This is a genomic window from Arthrobacter sp. YC-RL1 (assembly GCF_001454985.1).
Taxonomy (GTDB): Bacteria; Actinomycetota; Actinomycetes; order Actinomycetales; family Micrococcaceae; genus Glutamicibacter; species Glutamicibacter soli.
Map to the genome: position 1 here is coordinate 67,246 of NZ_CP013298.1, position 17,422 is coordinate 84,667.

General features: G+C 55.4%; 9 protein-coding genes and 1 pseudogene. 6 read left to right on the top strand and 4 right to left on the bottom strand.

Annotation, left to right across the window (positions count from 1 at the left end):
* Positions 1 to 152 precede the first annotated feature (152 nt).
* From ATC04_RS18105 to ATC04_RS18115, 3 genes are all read left to right on the top strand, one after another.
* Entirely contained in the window at positions 153 to 1,583 is a 1,431-nt protein-coding gene (locus ATC04_RS18105) for an APC family permease (protein WP_047117823.1), read from the top strand.
* 49 nt (positions 1,584 to 1,632) lie between these two features.
* Positions 1,633 to 2,436, top strand: a complete 804-nt coding sequence (locus tag ATC04_RS18110; protein ID WP_047117824.1) for a MoaF C-terminal domain-containing protein — start codon at positions 1,633 to 1,635, stop codon at positions 2,434 to 2,436.
* Positions 2,437 to 2,705: 269 nt separating this feature from the next.
* Positions 2,706 to 3,284 carry a recombinase family protein gene (locus tag ATC04_RS18115; protein ID WP_047117825.1) on the top strand — a complete coding sequence of 193 codons (579 nt, stop codon included), beginning with the start codon at positions 2,706 to 2,708 and terminating at the stop codon, positions 3,282 to 3,284.
* Between the two features lie 175 nt (positions 3,285 to 3,459).
* Here ATC04_RS18115 and ATC04_RS19985 read toward each other — a convergent pair.
* Positions 3,460 to 3,741 (bottom strand): annotated as a pseudogene (locus ATC04_RS19985) (IS481 family transposase); the annotation flags it as partial.
* A 987-nt stretch (positions 3,742 to 4,728) separates the two neighbouring features.
* Here ATC04_RS19985 and ATC04_RS18120 point away from each other — a divergent pair.
* The 3 genes from ATC04_RS18120 to ATC04_RS18130 all read left to right on the top strand — a co-directional run bounded on the left by ATC04_RS18120 (position 4,729) and on the right by ATC04_RS18130 (position 10,821).
* Positions 4,729 to 8,121: a SpaA isopeptide-forming pilin-related protein gene (locus ATC04_RS18120; protein ID WP_152666742.1), complete on the top strand. Its 3,393-nt coding sequence runs from the start codon at positions 4,729 to 4,731 to the stop codon at positions 8,119 to 8,121.
* Between the two features lie 86 nt (positions 8,122 to 8,207).
* The gene (locus ATC04_RS18125; RefSeq protein WP_052772174.1) at positions 8,208 to 9,893 is read left to right on the top strand and encodes a SpaH/EbpB family LPXTG-anchored major pilin; all 1,686 of its coding nucleotides are present in this window, start codon (positions 8,208 to 8,210) and stop codon (positions 9,891 to 9,893) included.
* 136 nt (positions 9,894 to 10,029) lie between these two features.
* Positions 10,030 to 10,821, top strand: coding sequence for a class C sortase (locus tag ATC04_RS18130; RefSeq protein ID WP_235359868.1), 792 nt, complete (start codon positions 10,030 to 10,032; stop codon positions 10,819 to 10,821).
* A 452-nt stretch (positions 10,822 to 11,273) separates the two neighbouring features.
* Here ATC04_RS18130 and ATC04_RS18135 read toward each other — a convergent pair whose 3' ends face one another.
* The 3 genes from ATC04_RS18135 to ATC04_RS18145 are packed head-to-tail and all read right to left on the bottom strand — an operon-like array spanning position 11,274 to position 17,175.
* The gene (locus tag ATC04_RS18135) at positions 11,274 to 12,476 is read right to left on the bottom strand and encodes a GIY-YIG nuclease family protein (RefSeq protein ID WP_047117827.1); all 1,203 of its coding nucleotides are present in this window, start codon (positions 12,474 to 12,476) and stop codon (positions 11,274 to 11,276) included.
* Positions 12,473 to 14,455 (bottom strand): DEAD/DEAH box helicase, encoded by a 1,983-nt coding sequence (locus ATC04_RS18140; protein ID WP_047117828.1) that lies wholly within the window; start codon positions 14,453 to 14,455, stop codon positions 12,473 to 12,475. Before ATC04_RS18140 ends, ATC04_RS18135 begins: the two co-directional genes overlap by 4 nt.
* On the bottom strand, positions 14,452 to 17,175 hold the full coding sequence (locus ATC04_RS18145; RefSeq protein ID WP_047117829.1) for a DNA methyltransferase: 2,724 nt from the start codon (positions 17,173 to 17,175) through the stop codon (positions 14,452 to 14,454). Before ATC04_RS18145 ends, ATC04_RS18140 begins: the two co-directional genes overlap by 4 nt.
* Between the last annotated feature and the right edge of the window lie 247 nt (positions 17,176 to 17,422).

Here is a 17,422-nt window from a genome sequence, read left to right on the forward strand (position 1 = left end):
TGACGCTTCAAACTAGACAGCTGTACAGTTTCTAAGTGATGTATCGCACAAGGCAACGCTCCTGGACTTCTGCCGCTGACTGATCATCGGCACACTCAAACTTTCCAGCCTGGCAGCCCTTGATATGAATACGACTTCGAAAGGGCTTCTCCATGGAACGCAAATCCTCTGCACCCGAGCTCCACTCCTCAGGACGCTCGAAGCTCAAGGCAGATCGCCTCGGTGTCTTAGCTATCGCATTCTTCGTCATAGCCGCAGCGGCCCCCATCGCTGCAGTCGTCGGGGCGAGCCCTGTGATCTTCTCAGCCAGTGGCCCTGGAACACCGGTCGTATACGCCATTGCTGCCTTACTCATTGCGCTTTTCTCGGTGGGCTATCTCAGAATGAGCCGAGAAATCACGAATGCAGCTGGATTCGTTGCATATATCGCGAAAGGGCTGGGTTCGCGGTGGGCAACCGGAGCCGCTGGTATCGCCGTGCTGACCTATCTGTCCCTGCAATCTGGTCTTTGGGCACAATTCGGCGCTTTCGCCCAGCAACTTGTCACTGGTTTAGGCGGGCCGAGCATACCGGTGTACCTCTGGATTGTGGTAGCGCTAACGCTCACCACCGCCCTGACAATTCGCGGTGTTGATGCAAGCCTCAAAGTCCTGGGAGTACTCATTGTCGGTGAGACCTTGGTAATCGCCGCCTTAATCATTTCCCTGATTGTTCAACATGGTTGGGGAATCTTCACCTTCAACGGCTTCACCACGCAGTCAGTTTTGGGTCCCGGTATAGGAATCTCGTTGCTTTTCGCTTTTACCTGCTTCACCAGCTTCGAAGCCACGGTGGTATTTGCCGAAGAAGCAGTCAATCCGCGTCGAACCATCCCCCGCGCCCTCTACCTCGTTATCGGATTCGTGGGAGTCTTTTATGCCTTCTCCACATGGGCCATTAGCGGATCCATCGGCATCGACAACATTCAATCAGCAGCCTCGGACAATCCAGCGGGCCTTGTCTTCGCACTGGCAGAAACTAACGCTGGCTCCTGGCTCAGCACGGCCATGCAAATTCTTGTCGTCACAAGTTTCATCGCTATGTTGCTAGGGCTCTCCAACATGTTCTCCCGCTACCTCTTCGCATTAGGACGAGCAGGAACACTTCCCGCAAAACTTTCACATACCAATCATCGCGGCGCCCCATCCACCGCGGCGCTAATCAATGGGCTCGGAGTACTTCTCATCATCTCCATCTTCCTCGCGCTGGGAGCTGATCCCATTACTACTGTCTTCGCATGGCTCGTAGCGCTGGGCACCGCCGGATTCATCACCATCTTGATCCTCACCTCGGTGGCCATCATCATCTACTTCGCACGCCATCAGCCAGGAGAGAACCTCTGGGCCACAAAAATCGCCCCCGTCTTGTCCAGCATCGCCTTCTTACTCATCGGATACCTGGCCATTACAAACTACGATGCGCTCCTAGGCGGGGCCGGCGGAATCGCCAAATGGCTACTGCTACTCATCCCGGCAGCATTCTTCCTGGGCCTGGTCATCACCATCCGAAAACCACAGATCAACTACCAAGACTCGGGAATTTAGTTCCCACAATCCCCATCTAAAAACCCAACAACCCGAACGGAAATACGGCATGTCCCTGAACCAGCACACCCCCCAAGGCTATGTCCCACAAGAACAATGGCCAGCTGTCACCGCAATGCTCGAAGGCTTCGGAAGCCCCGACCTTCCACCTACCCACAAGCTCGAACAAAACCCCCTAACTATCAACTTCAACAACGGATGGACGATCACCCATTCATTCGAAAACAATCACGTTACCTGGACCATCACCACTGGCGAGAACACTGGAATGACCGCCACACACCCCTATCGAGCGGTAGAAGTACGCGAAGAAATCTTCTACGTGGACTTCCTCAAAGGCGAAGGGACCAACACCCACGACGTTACGATGATCATCAATCGCGCCGACGGCAAAGTCACCGTCGCCGACTCATCCTTCGTCAACCGCAACGGTGAAGTCCGCATGCACACCGAGTTCCTCTCCGGACGCATCTCAGGTACCGGCGACATCGAACCACGCGCCGAAAGCGAAGAACTGGTCGGCAAGCGAATCTTTTACCGTTACAGCCCCACAGAACGCTACGAACACATCTACCTCAACACCGGCACCTTCGTCTGGTACTGCATCGAAGGAGCAGAAAGCGGGCTGGGCGACGTTGATCCCATCCGGGTCTTCGAGCTCGCCGACGACGTCGTACTGCTCTACTGGAGCGAAACCGTCATGCCCGTTGAATCATTCGTCGTCATCGACCTCAAACATGAACGCTCCATTGGACGCATGTTCTGCTGGGACGGACCTACATTAGCCCCTATGCATTTGCCTTTCGACAGCAAATTCACGGTCATGAACCAAACGCACTACCCCGTCAACTAACGCAAAACCTCAAAACTACCTAGAGGCCATAGCCTAAGAGCGCATACCCCGGCAACGACGGTGGTATGTGCTCTTAGTTCACCCCACACTCATACGGCAGCTCCAGTTCATCTCAACCCATAGGTTGCAAGACGTCTCACCACGCACCACGCTCCTGATGAAAAATCCGCGGGAACTCAATGGTCCAAAATTCTCGCAACTATGTGTCGCAACCAATGACGTAAAATCATGTCAACACCATTAGTTGCGAGACACTTCCTGAAGGACCGATGACCAAACTGATCGGCTACGCCCGCGTATCCACCAAAGCCCAAGATGCCGACCGACAAATCCAGGATCTTCTTGCAGCCGGGGTCCGCCGTGATGACCTCTATATCGACCATGGCCAATCCGGAGCACTCGCCAAACGCCCAGGACTGGATAAAGCACTGACCGCCCTGCATCCGGATGACACCCTCGTGATCACTACCCTGGACCGGCTCGGACGATCCACCCAGAAAATGCTCGACCTCGCCCAAGAACTTCGTGAGCGCAATATCGGACTACGGGTGCTGAACCTCGGCGGCGGCGACGTAGACACCAAAACCCCCATGGGCGCCATGGTCTTCACCGTTATGGCAGCCCTGGCCCAAATGGAGTTGGAGATCAAACGCGAACGCATCACCGACTCCGTCACCAAACGCCGCACCACTGGCGGCGACCTCGGCGGCCGACGCCAGACCTTCACAGAATCGCAGATCCGCACTGCAGCAAAACTCATTCAGGCCGGCGAACCAGCTACGCAGGTCGCCAAGGATATGGGGATGTCGAGGGCTACGCTTTACCGCAGAATCAAAGAGCTTCCGTAGTTGCATGTTGCCCAGTAAGTTATAAGGGGGTCAGAATCCGAACAGGATTTTTCAGAGGATGGGCAATTCGGTTTCAATCTTTCGGCTGAAACCGAATTCTCCATCTACCTCTTCGCAAACGGTCTACTGACAGATAAAAACGCACCGTTCGGTTCTTCGCTTTTTTAGCACCTGGTTCGGGCGGAGCCCCGTATACATCGATGGCATGCACGAGTACTTCTTGAGCATCCTGGCTGTTTTCGTGGCGTTGGAACGCTCGGGAGCCAACCTCGAATCTGCTGGCACCATTAATGAGTTGATATACGGTGATGAGCTGATTTTTGGCAGTTTGGTACTCAAAAGCATCAAGTTGCTATAGAGCCATGCCCGTTGACCTTGCGAAGGGAACATAAGGAGATTTCGGTCGTTTGCGAGGGATTGTTTCCGCGTGGCCGACACCGGCCAGCAATCGGTCCATGTATTTAAGTTTTCGGCATACATGTATTTGATTTGGAGGATCGCTTCAGTCTGAGACAATTAATGAGCTCAAAGTGTTCCGCTAGAGAAGTGTGTTGGCTCCTGCCGAGATAACGCTGCTCATTGGGCTATCGACTGTGGTTTAACACATAGGTGCTGTCCGGAACAGCTATGATCAGAATCAACGATTGCCTTTGGGATTCGAAAACGGTACTCACATATTCCCCTTCTCAGGAGAAAAACCTTGCATCCAAACGCTTCCGCGGGTGCGTCACATGACGGACGACAGAGTTCAAGCCAGGAAATAAAACTATCTCCTGCACGATGGGCAACGCGTATCAGACGCAGCCTTGCCGGAGCTGTAATTGCGGCATTGGTGCTGACGCCATCCGTCGCGGCAGCATCGGAAATTGCCGCTCCAACCGGGAGAAGTGGGTTATCGAACGCATCCACGGAATCTCCTGAAAACTCGAGCAGCGGTTCCGGATCACCCGAGTCCTCGGGTTTTGTTGAGTCAACCCCGAGTGCCACCGAAGCACCGGCTGCTTCACCCGGAACACCAAGTACCACTAAACCTGCAGAAACCTCCCCTACTGGGGTGGAATCCTCACCTATGACATCCCCATCTACGTCGGGAGTTCCTAAGAGTTCAGCAGCACCCGGACCCACGGAAGCACCTGCTCCCACGGCGATCCAGGATCCCAGTGAATCCGAGCCACCGGTCGTGTCCCTGACACCTTCAAGTTCCTCCGAGCCCGAAGAAATAAACTTTGCCCCCCGAAGTGTGATCGGTGGCAACTACTGCACTGCGGGGGTCTACACCATTTCCCAGGTCGGTAGCGTCCACGGTGTTTCGACCCAACGTGCCATTTCCGATGATGCAACGGGCTCCTTCAGGGACGCGCCACTCGATGCCCTGGCGGTCACCAAGACAGGGACACACGCCTATGCTGCCTCTCAAGTAGGGCAGTCAGTTAACATCCAACGGATGAGCGGACAGTCCGGCGGCTCCGAACAGCTTTCCTCCGTTAAGGTCGCCTTCGCGAAGGTGAGCGGTGGCGCGATCAATGCCACCAACACGCACTACTACTTCGGTGGGTACATGCAGGCCCAAGGCACGACTTTTTACGAATTGTACGCCTACGACCTGGCTGCAAACTCCCTGGTGGGCCAGGTCGCGCGGGTTAAGATGCCCACCGCAGCGACATCTTCCGGAATAGGCGACCTCGTTTTCGACTCGCGGGGAGACCTCTCATTGCTCTGGAGCTCGGAAACAGGCGATTCGGCGTTCTTAGCCTCAGTGCCCTCCACCGAGATCCCTACTACTGCGGGATCCCCCACAGTATCTGCCGGGCTTCTCTCGACCATTCATGGGATGGAAGGGATGTCGTTGAACGGCTTGGCCACCGGCTCTCTGGGAGGAACTTTTGTTCAGGGGTCCGATGGTACCGATACAACCATTGGGTCGCTGAACCGTGCGACCGGTCAGGTCACCGGAATGGTCACCAAAACCGGATTCGTCGGTAGCGACCTGGCTAGTTGCGGGGTTTCCACCAGCATCGTCTTACAAAAAAATATCAAAAGCCGAGCTCAAGGAACCGACCAGTTCAAGTTCGACCTCCGCATCTCAGGAAGCACCGATGATCTCACCAGTGCCACCACAGTGGGCAGTACCCTGGGCATCCAGAAACAGAGTGCTGGACCACTCGGTATTACGGTTGGCACCGTCTACACCCTGGGCGAGGTAGGTGTCAGTGGAGCAAGCCTTGGCGACTACGAGGCCTCCTACCAGTGCAGCTGGGCGGGGCAGGCTGGCGAACCTTTTGCCACCGGGACACTGAGCTACAACAGCCGCAGCGGACGAGCACAACGGACGCTGCCGGAGATCCCTGCGGCCAATGAAGGCATGACGCTGAACTGTGTTGTGACGAATACCGCAAAGCAGCAGCTTCAGCCCAAGTTGGAATTGCGTACCAATCTGCAGAGCACCCGAAAGAACCCTAACGACCAGTTCATCCTAGAACTTCTGGCAAGCAGCCAAACCACGGTTGCAGGGTCGGGCACCACCACGGGTGCCACTACGGGAATTCAGCCCGGATTCGCCGGACCCATTGTGGCGGAAGTTGGGAAAAACTACACGATTTCCCAGCGGATGGCTCCCGGGAGCTCCTCGGTCATGGGCGATTACACGGTGACCTACGAATGCCGATGGAGTGGCGATAATGCGCTCTATTCTCGTGGTGCCTTGACTCTGGGAGCCAACAACCGGATGCAAACCATGCTCGCGGCGATCCCGGGGGAGCGCAGTGGTCAAACGTTGGGCTGCACGATGAACACTCGGGTTAAGCCTGCTTCGGGACTTATCTGCACACCAGGGACGGTTTACGCCGTGAATAACAATGCCAACCGTGTCTCACAAATTTCAGCCACCGGTGTCGGAACCACAATGTTTACGGTCCCTGCCGGGGTCAGCAACGCGTTTGCGATCAATCTCGATGGCACCGAGGCTTTCGTTGCCGGCGGCAGCGGAAGCACGGTGAACATTGCAAAATGGTCCGCAGGAAGTGCCGCAGCGACGACAATCGCCGGGTTGAGCCGGGCGACCGGGCAAACCGGAAGCGTTAACGTGCCTTCGACCGTCTCCGGAGCAGTTGATCCAACCACCGGCATCTACTACTTCGGCGGCTATGCTCCTGGAGCGCCCGCGACACTGTTGATCTATGCCTACGCCGGTGGAACGACTTACTGGCAGGCAGGAAGCATCCAAGTCCCCAATAGCTATAATGTCACTTCCAACAATGGAGATTTGACCTTTGATGCTCGAGGAAATCTCTACATGGTGTGGAGTCCGGGCGGAACCAATTCGGTGAACAACACGACGGTGCTGGCACGCCTGGATTCTGCCCAGCTGCCACGCACCATGCCCTCTAGCATCACGACCAACACCACAGCTGTCAGGTTGTCAACGCTTACGGGTTCCACCACGCAGGTGTTTAACGGCATGGCATTCGACGCCAACGGTGAGCTATTTGTATCCAACAGTGCCGGGTACAACCGCCTAAACCCCAGCACCGGCGCACTCATCGGTGACCCGGTAACTCAGGCAAATATTGTTGACCTAGCATCTTGTGGTCTGCCGCCAACCATGCGATTGCAAAAAGACGTCGCCGACCGCAGTGCCGCGTCAGATCAATTCACGCTCGGTATTTATGCCACAGGGAGGACTGATGCGGTGCAGCAATTCACCACGACCGGAACCACCACTGGTGTACAATCACAGGTTGCCGGACCGGCCGTGGTCACCGTGGGCGAGCAGTACACCATCCGTGAATCAGCTGCCGGGACTTCCAACCTTGATACCTATATTTCTAGCTATACCTGCCGATGGAGTGATTCCACTGAGGTCTTTGCCGATGGGGTCCTAAACGTGAGCGGCAATTTGCGTCAGGCGACGCTGCCCTCCGTTCCTGCTGGCAAGGGCGGACAGGTCCTCTCATGCACAATCGTGAACGAGCCAGTCTTTGACACCACCATTATGGTGACCAAGGAATTACTTGATGTTCGTGGGCAGAATCCTGCACCGGGCTCCGGGTGGGAAATCAGTGCGGAAATTGCTGGCGGTACCGGTGGCGCAGTCTTCCCCAGCAACGAAACCGACCCGGCCACCAAGCGCACCGTCGCAAGTGGTTCCCTGGGTTCACCATGGGGGATTCGCTACCCAACTTCCCGGACCACCACGAACCTGACAGTGTCCGAGACCCAACAGCCAGGCTACGAAGTGGCCGGTGGCGTATGCAGGATTACACCACCGAGGGGAGCCGTGCGGACTGTGAAAATCACTTCTGAAAGAGTTGCTATCGACAATCTTGGACCGGGCAACCGTGTGGAGTGCACTTTCCAGAACAAGCCGATCGCCGGATCCGCTCTCTGGCAAAAGGTCAATGAAGGAACAGGACCTCAACGGGTTCACCTCTCAGGATCCACATGGTCGCTCAGCGGTCCCAGCGTACCTCGCAACACCGTCGTAGTGGACTGCACGGAACTACCTTGCCCAAGTTCCGTATTCTCCGATAGGGATCCGCGCCCCGGCTTCCTAGAAATCGGGGAGCTGGAACAGGGTAAATACACCCTCGTGGAACAAAAATCTCCGGCTGGGTATGTCCGTGACCAAACACCTCACAGCTTCCAAATCACCGTGCAGAACCTGAAATACGAGTTTGCCGATCCCTTTGTCAACCGACAGCAGACAGTTCCCAGCCTGCCGTTTACCGGTGGATTGAGTTCGGACATGTTCTTGCTCGGGGGCGGCGCACTAGTGGCTATGTCCATGGGTTTTCTGTGGTATTTTCTGCGACGGAACCGTCGCCACGGACAATCCTAAGGTTCATCCCACCGGGCAGATTTCTACCGAAATACTGCCTTCAACTACCTCAACATCACAGATACGCACCGTGAAAGGAATCTCTTGTGACTGAGAATCGCCGCCCCCGATGGGGCACCCGCCTAGCCGCCATGCTTGGGGTGACTGCTATCGGCTCCCTGGCCATTGTTTCCCCGGCTTCAGCATCGCCGGTCAATGGAGACATTGACTTCGCCAAAACCGGATCGATCACCATCCACAAGCACGAACACCAGGGCACCAACAGCCCTGTCATCGCAGATCCTGAGGGCAACGGTTCAACATTGGCCAACCCGATTGCCGGGGTGACTTTTACGGCTTACCCTGTTAGCTCGTTGAACCTACAGGATCCCACGGCATGGGACACCCTGAGCTCGATCGACCCCTTGGCCAGTGCCACGTGCCCTGCGTTGAATGTTTCCGGCACTCCGACTCTGGAGGGTCAGACGCTCGGTGCGGGGCGTGCATTTGGTGTTACCAACGCCCAGGGCATTTCCACGCTGGGTGCACTTCCTGTAGCAGCCTATCTGGTATGTGAAACCGGGGCTACCGCTGCTGCCAACATCAATGAGCAGGCGAACCCCTTCATCGTGACAGTCCCCTTCCCGGACAACCAGGCCGGGGCACCGACCAATAGCGACGGCTGGATCTACGATGTTCACGCTTACCCCAAGAACGGCAAGGCCGTCACGGTGTCAAAGACCGTTGATTCCGCACACGAGCTCGGTTTGGGTACTGTGCTTCGGTTCCCCACCACCACCGGGATCCCGCGCATTGCCGATAATGCCCAGTTCCTGAACTACACGGTGACTGATCCGATGGACACGCGCCTGAGCCCCACCGACGTGGACAGCGTGGAAATCGGCGGTGTTGCAGTGAGTTCTTCCTATTACACGGTGAAGCGCGATCGCAACGTATTAATGGTCTCGTTCAACCAGGCGGGACTTACCTGGCTGAAGAGCCAGGGTGGCAAGGACCTTGTGACAGTATTCTCCGGTACCGTCACCTCCCTCACCCAGGTACAAGACACCGGACTGCAGGATGGTCGGATCTTCAACCAAGCGTTCCTCACCACCGAGAACGAAGTGCGTCCACAACCACCGGTAAACCCGGAACTTCCTCCCCTGACCCCAGGTGGACCGGTGGTCCCCACTGTCCCGGTGGATCCACAGAACCCGTTCAATCCGTTCGATCCGCAGAACCCGAATGTGCCACCAAGCACACCCTCAAATGTCGTGACTTCGCACTGGGGCGATGTGCGCCTGTTCAAGCAAGATGCCAACGAAACAGGTACAGGTCTGAACGGAGCCGAATTCCGCATCTTCGAGGCTTCGGCACCCTATGCCGGAACCTGCTCCATTGAACGAGCCAGCACCGGTTCACCGGTGTCAGTTAACGGGGAAACCGTCTTCACATCCACTGATGGCCTGGTGACAGTGCCCGGCCTCTTCGTGTCGGACAGTGAAAACCCGTCGGTGAATGCTGCAACCCGCTGCTACGTGGTGCAGGAAGTCAAAGCACCGGCCGGCTACGTGTTGCCGACCGGGGACGCCGCATTCAAGCCGGTTGCGGTGACTATCGGAGGGACCACAGGTTATGACCTGACCTTGGACAATACCAAGCAGGACATGCCGGACTTGCCACTGACCGGCGCCCAGGGACAGCTGTTGCTGATGCTCGGGGGCGCTAGCATGTTGGTCATCGGTCTCGCGGCGACAATCTTGGTAATGAAGCGTGCCAAGCAGCGTAGCTAGCCAGAACCATTCAACGGCGTCTCACGGGCAGGAATCCGTGGGGCGCCGTTGGCGCGCTAAATGGCCCCTGGTATTCACCGCCTTGACCGCATGGCTAGGCCTCTTGGTCTTCATGTATCCCTCGGTGGCAAGCTGGGTGTCGCAATACAGCCAGTCCCAACTGATCGAAAACTATTCTTCTCAAGTGCAAAAGGGCGTCAGCCCTTCGGTGGCCGAGCAGCTGAAATCAGCCAGGGAATACAACAAGGCACTTCAGGCCGGAGCCCTGCTGGCGCCCAACGCCAATATCCCCCAGGGTGAGGGAAGAAGCAATGACCAGTCCATGGAGTACTGGAAAATGCTTCAAGCCGACAGCACCGGAATCATGGCCCGTCTACGCATCCCCACCATCAATGTGGATTTGCCCATATATCATGGCACCTCGGATGCGACATTGGAGGTCGGGGCAGGACACTTGGAAGGGACTTCCCTGCCAGTGGGTGGCGAGGGAACGCATTCGGTGCTCACCGCACACCGCGGGCTGGCTCATGCCACGATGTTCTCCAACCTGGATAAAGTCCACGAAGGCGATACCTTCAGCCTTGAAGTCATGGGCGAAGTGCTCACTTATCAAGTTATGAGTACCACGGTGGTGGACCCTGACCAAACTGAATCTCTTAGACAGGTGCCATACCAGGACCTGGTGACGTTGGTGACCTGCACGCCATTGGGAATCAATACCCAACGCATTCTAGTCACTGGCCAGCGGGTTCTGCCCACGCCGGAAGAAGACTTGAACGTCATCGGCGAACAGCCCGATATTCCGGGGTTCCCCTGGTGGATGTTTATTCTAGGCGGAGGTACCTCAGCTGCCGGATTCTTCATATGGTATTCCGGGCGACCCGGTTTCGGCACGTGGCAAGAGAAAGCAAAACACTCAAACCGATAATAACTGAACGTAGCGTGAAGTCCCGGAGGATGTTTTCGGGACTTCACGTATTTAAGTGTGTTTTCTCCCGGGCCATCGAGGCTAAGGGCTCTTAAAACTTAAGCGTGGTGCAGGATGTTCAGCGCGGTCGTAGCCCCGTCGTTTACAACAATATCTGTTAATAGAACAGTGCAGGAGGTGCACGATCATTCCTGATGGGAAGGGTCTGCTGAAGGTTTGGGGAAAATGACCCCGATCCAATTCGAGGCTACAATGATCGAGTCTGTCGCTCTGGCAGCGTAAACCTTGGTGTCAAACAAACCATCAGCAGACCCAAAACGACCGTTTTCGGCCGCGACAGCATTCTCCAAAATGTTGCAGATGAAGTTTAGTCGATCTCCAAATTCGACTTTTCTTCGACGATGCGGTTGGTTTCCAAGCTCAATGCCACGATCCTTCCGATGAGATCGATGTTAGGAACGCTCCACAAGCCGCTGCACGGCAGGATCATATACGTAGTCGGTGATCTCGCCGGACATGATCATGCTGATCGCTTGGTTGATCACGTTCAATGGCACTACAAACCATTCGGACGGGTCGTAGTTCTTTCCCGCCCGATCGATCTGGGTGATATCCAGGCGGACTGAGGCGAAGACTCGGTGCAAAAGATGCTCTAACGCCGAAGCACGCAAGTTATATGCCCGGTAGTCGGCCACAATTTCCACTGGAGCCATCAAGTACGTGGGGCTTCCCGCCGCGTTCGCGATGCGCTTTTCGACCGTCGTAGTGCTGAACCCGATCTTGTGCAGGTTCTGGATCGAGGACACCTGCGGATCAGTACTTAACGAGCGCAGCACATAGACGTGACCGGATTCCTGATCCGCATCCCCCACCTCTGAGGCATCATGACCGGTGCGCACCACGGCTTGCCCAGCTCCTTCATGCAGACGAATCGACAGCGACTGTCGATACATGGAAGATTCCGTCCCATTTTCGAAGATGACTCTCAAGCGTTGCTTCTGGCGTGCTTTACCACCAACTTCATGCACAGTGCTCTCGCCTACTTCAGCTACGAAAAGCATGACCCCGTTGAGGACAAAGAATTTTCCAGCGTCGATCGTGTGCGCACCTGGGAACTGGACTAGCTTAAAAGCACCTTCGGATAGCTCAGTATGCTTCGCTTTGAACAAGGGTTCAAAAGCTTCGAACCTTACAGCTTTCTTGCGTTTGGCAACCGATTCCGGAGCATCGGCAGTGCGTCGCTGCGGCAGATCGGAAACGTCGAGAAGCCCCAGACCATCGTCCAGCAGATCCAACCCATCCGAGCTCAGCAACTCGTCCAACGATTCCGGTGTTTCCGGGAACTCAAGCAGCCCCAAATCATCCAGGGGCTTCAGTGCAGAGATTTTCTCTTCACTGGCCAAGATTCCTTCCAACCGGGCACCGAGCTTACGCTCGGCAATCTCCCGGGTCGTGGAACTAGGCAGACGCCCATGAGCCTTCTTGAACTCGACGATCTCCAAAAAAGCGCGCTCCAACCTCCCCTGAGCGGTGATCTTCTTGGGCTTCTCAGGAGTATCAAGCAGCCCATCAAGATCAGAATCGATCAGCGACTGAATATCCAACACCGGCCCAGCGGCATCCAACCCTGGGGTCTCGTCTTCTTGTTCGCTCATGCTTCGTTACCCACCTGTGTTGCTCGCTGGTTCGCCAAATGCTGCTGCTTCTTCCGCTGCAAGAACAGCAACGCCTCAGCGTATCGTTTCTCCGTCGGGTCCTCGCTACGCACGTCGGGCTTACGCCCATTGACCTTCACCCAAGCTTTGATCTTCGGCCACAGCTGCAACGCTTCTTGCTCCGTGACCTCCACCCGGGTCGCGGTGATGGTATCCGAAATAATGCGCAGCACATTCGGAGTTACCGATTTGCTCATCACTTCAAAGGCCCGCTGGAACGGATTGACCGAATCGATCAGGTTGATATCAATGTCATCGATATTGACGAACTTCTCCGCCATCTTAATGAAGCGCTTGTCCCCCACCTCACGCACCTCACCATTCTTGATCACGGAGTCAACCACGACCTGCTGGCGGACTTCCTCAACCTGGGCTTCGGTCAGATCCGGGTATTTCTCACGGATGATCTTCGGAATCAGGACCTTGTTCGTCGTTTCCGGGTCCAGGCTGCCGGCGGCCGCCTTGGCAAAGGTATCATCCTGCAGGATCGTGGCCTTAAGATCGTTCAGATCCGTTGTCACGATCTGCTTCACCCGCGCAGTGGAAGGCTCCTTGAACCCTATAATTTTCAACTCGCCTGGTTTCCGTGCATCATCTTTGCCCCGCTTGGTCTTGAACGTGAAGTTCGGCGCCAACACCTGCTCCATCAGCAACGACGCAGTAATCGCTTTCAAGATGTTGTTGACCGACAGTTTCACCTCATCGGTAGCAGCATCAGGCTGGGCAATCAGGTTAGTGAACTGGGCATGGGACTTACCCTCGCTATCACGCGTCACCCGCCCAATGATCTGGATGACCTCAGTGAGCGAAGCCCGGTAACCGACTGTCAGGGCATGCTCGGCATAGGGCCAGTCAAACCCTTCCTTCGCCATACCCAACGCAATAATGATGTCCACCGCATCACGATTCTTCGAAGCCGTATGCGCCAGGTAGTGCAGGGTATCGCCGCGCTTCTTCTGGTCCGTGTCATCGACCAAATCAGCCACCCGCACCATCCGACCGGTGTCCCGACGGCGCACGCTAATAATCCCGGTGTCAGGATCGGTGCTTTCAACCTGCCCGATGGCATCGATGATGAACCCGACTTCTTCGATCTTGTCCTTGGTGGACTCCCCCGAGTTCACGTTCGGGATATGCACGATCGTTTTCTTATCCAGGTCGAGGACTTCCTCGATCGCCTCGGTATACCGGCCCTGGTAGAAATGGTGGCCGATGCCCAAGGAATGCAGGTACTCGTACCCGTTGAGCTGGTCATAGTAGTTGAACGTTACCGGGGTGAACTTCGCTTCATCCTCCGGTGACAACACCGGCACGGAATCCCCACGGAAGTAGGAGCCGGTCATGGCGACGATATGCACGTCCGACCCGTTCATCACATCACGCAGCAGCGCACCCAGTCGGGAGTTCTCCGTATCCGCGGAAACATGATGGAACTCATCAATCGCCAACACCGTGCCATTAAAGGATTCGGGAGCGAGTTTCTCGAACGCGAAACGCAGCGTCGCATGAGTGCACACCAACACCGCATCGGGACCCTGAAGGAACTTGATGAACGCATCCACCTTGCCCGCCGACGAACCAGCATCGCACAGGTTATGCTCGTCCTTGATCTCCCAGTCAGCCCAGAAACCAAACTTAGTCAGGTTCGTCGACGCGAAGGACGCACCGATCGAGCGTTCAGGGACCGCAACGATAACCTTCTTACGTCCCTGGTTATAGAGCTTATCCAGGGCAACGAACATCAGTGCACGGGACTTGCCCGAGGCCGGCGGAGCCTTCACCAGCAAATGCTGAGCCTCCCGCTGCGCGAACACTCGTTGCTGCATCTCACGCATCCCCAACGCATCAGTATTCACCGACGCCTTCGTCTGAGCGTAGGAGACGTTGACGATGTTCACTGGCTTCTTCAACGCGTTCACTTGGCTACTGCTTTCTTCGACGCACGAGACTTCTTGACCGGAGCTTTTGCTGCCTCTTCAGCACTCATCTGCTCATAGAGGGCAAACAAATCAGACAGACGCTGCTCGTCCGTCTCGTAGGGCTTCTTGGAATAGACCGAATCCACGAGTGCGTCCACCGCAGCGTGCGCATCCCGGAGGTCCTGGGGCATCACATCCGGGTCATACAACTCAGCCAGCGTCTTCTCGCAGTGATACTCACGCACATCCAACACCCGCAGAGCCGCAACCGTCAGCTTCTCCTTCATCGAATCCGACAACGACGGGACCGGGAAGTTGTTGTAAACGATCGTATTTGAATACCTGATCCGGGTCTCCAACTGCCCGCCCACGGCACGCACCCATGCCATGTGAATTTTCGACATTAGCAACGCGAAGATCCAGGGCTCCGCGTCGTACACGGCAAAGGCAGCGTTCGAAATCACTGTGTCAGGGCCTAAATAACCCATCGGTATGTATGTGCGATTCTCTGATGAGTGTCCGGGAAGGATGATCGAGTCTGTATCCTGATGAGCCCAAAAATAGAATTGGTTTGGCGTATTTTGCATCAGACGTGTCGATTTCTCAGTGCTCTTAGCCCTATGCGCGCGTACCCCGTCGAGTCGTTGCTTGATCGTTTGAATCTGCGAGACTGACTCAACTGCGTCGTCGGGGATAACTAGGCACCATCTTGTCTTCCCTTTAATAAATTCATCGGACCCGTTGAATTTTCGAATATATCCGTCAAGCCAAGGCACCGTAGAAAGAATCTCCTCCCTCTCCGCGTCGCTGAGTATGAGATTGCCGCCGTCGTTGGGCATCGAACCAAATCCCAATTTAGGCATCACTGTAGAAAGCGGTGTGCTACGACGAGTTATCCAGACATCCGGCCCTTCTGCGAGATACGGGTTGATCCTCTTGGCATCGATCCGTAGGTCACCGGTGTAAATATGTTTCGCGTCCGTTGTCGCATTGCGAAGACCGATGACAACACAGGTAACACCAGCGGCGTTTTTCGCGTGATTGGACCACTTGAACGAGGTGTGGGCATAACCTATTTCCAGTTCCGCGCCGAGAACCTGGGGCCATAGGATTCCAACTTGTTCGCCTTGTGTTATCGAATTTGTGGTTACAAAAGCTAACTTCGCGGAAGAATGCCTAACGTAATCCGCGCCCTTGATAACCCATGCGGATACATAGTCAAGACTCTTATACCTGGAGGTAACTGTTGCGAGCTCTTTCTTCTGCGCAGCAGACTGGTTCCGACTTCCCAAATAAGGCGGATTACCAAGAACGTAGATTTCAGCTTCTTCGGCTAAAGGGCAGACGATTTCCCAATCGAGCAAGATCGCATTACCTTGAACGATTTGCCCAGCTTCCTTCAACGGAATCAACTCAATCTTGAGATTAAACTTCTCATAGAATTCAGCATTCATCTGATGCTTAGCAATCCACAACGACAGGATCGCAACCTCTACAGCAAAGTCGTCGATCTCAATCCCGTAGAAGTTCTCAATATTGATCCGGGACTCCAGAGAGATCCGCTGGTATTTGACGCTCAAGTCACCGAGGCGTTCAAGGATGGCGTGCTCTAACTGGCGTAATTGCTTGTAAGCGATGACCAGGAAGTTCCCCGACCCACAGGCCGGATCGAAGATCTTGATCTCGCCGATTCGATCCAGGAGCTTCTCTAGCTGGGGCACCGAGTTGTACACGTTGCCGAATTTTTCCTTTAGCTCGTCCATGAACAGCGGTTCAATGGTTTTCAAGATGTTCGGTACCGAGGTGTAATGCTGCCCCAGGTTCGATCGCTTCCCAGGGGTGACAATGGCCTGGAACATCGACCCGAAAATATCGGGATTGATCTCCCGCCAGATCAACGATCCGGCCTCAAGCAACAGGTCACGTGCTTTCTTGGTGAACTGAGGGACGGTCTGCTCTGCGGTTATTTGGAAGAGCCGGCCATTGACGTAGGGGAACGCTGCCAGGTGAGCAGGTTTCGCGGAAGCGAACTGCGTATCCAAGGCAGTGAACAAGTCTGTCAGGAATTCAGCAACATCCGAACCATCAGTTTGGGTATGTGACCCGACAGCATTGGTGAACTGGTTTTCAGTGAAGATTCCGGTGTCTTCGGCGAAGAAGCAGAACAGCAGCCGAGTGAAGAACGTGTTCAGCGCGTGACGCCCCGTGGGATCCTCGAACAGTCCGGGGTTTGCTTGGAGAAGCTCGTCGAAGAGTTTGCCCATGCGTTCTGCGGCTTTGACATCAGCGTGTGCTTCGGCGACATACTGGGCTTTTTCCATCCCGGCCCAGGGAAGGAAGAACGTGAAGTGCTGATCGATCTCCCGGATGGGGATCATCAGAGTCTCGTTCGTCTTGGTATCGATTGCGACCAGTTCGGCGAAGTCGGTGACGATGACGAACCGGGTGTTGTAACGCACCACTGTCGGTGACGTGCGGAGTTCTTCAATGACCGTGAGAGGGTCCTTGGTGGTTTCCTTGAAGTAGACCACATTCTTCTGGGCCACTTCAGTCGCTGGATTTTCTGCAACGTTCAAAGAGCCATTGCGCAACCGGGTGATATTGCCCTGGGCTCTGCCATAAGCTGCCAGCAGGTCGAAGATGAAATCGCGGGTGTAGGTTTCTTGCCCTCCGAGGGGAGCGACACGTTCCTCGACAGCTTTGAGGTTGAGCTTTACCAAAGCAACTCCTTCTACCGAGCACCTGGCTTCGGTCTCATGACAAACCTTTGCACATCACAGCGAACACAGGGGCCGCGGATTTGCAAGGCGCACCTACCCGAATCTTACCGGTGCGCTGGGACAACTTAATATTCCAGTACCTTCAAAGAGGAACTTCGACTCCTGCAGTGTCTGGAAGAAGGAGTCCGCAAATGTCCCGGAAACGCTAGTTCGATCTTTTAGTTAGCCTCGATATCGGCACCTAGTT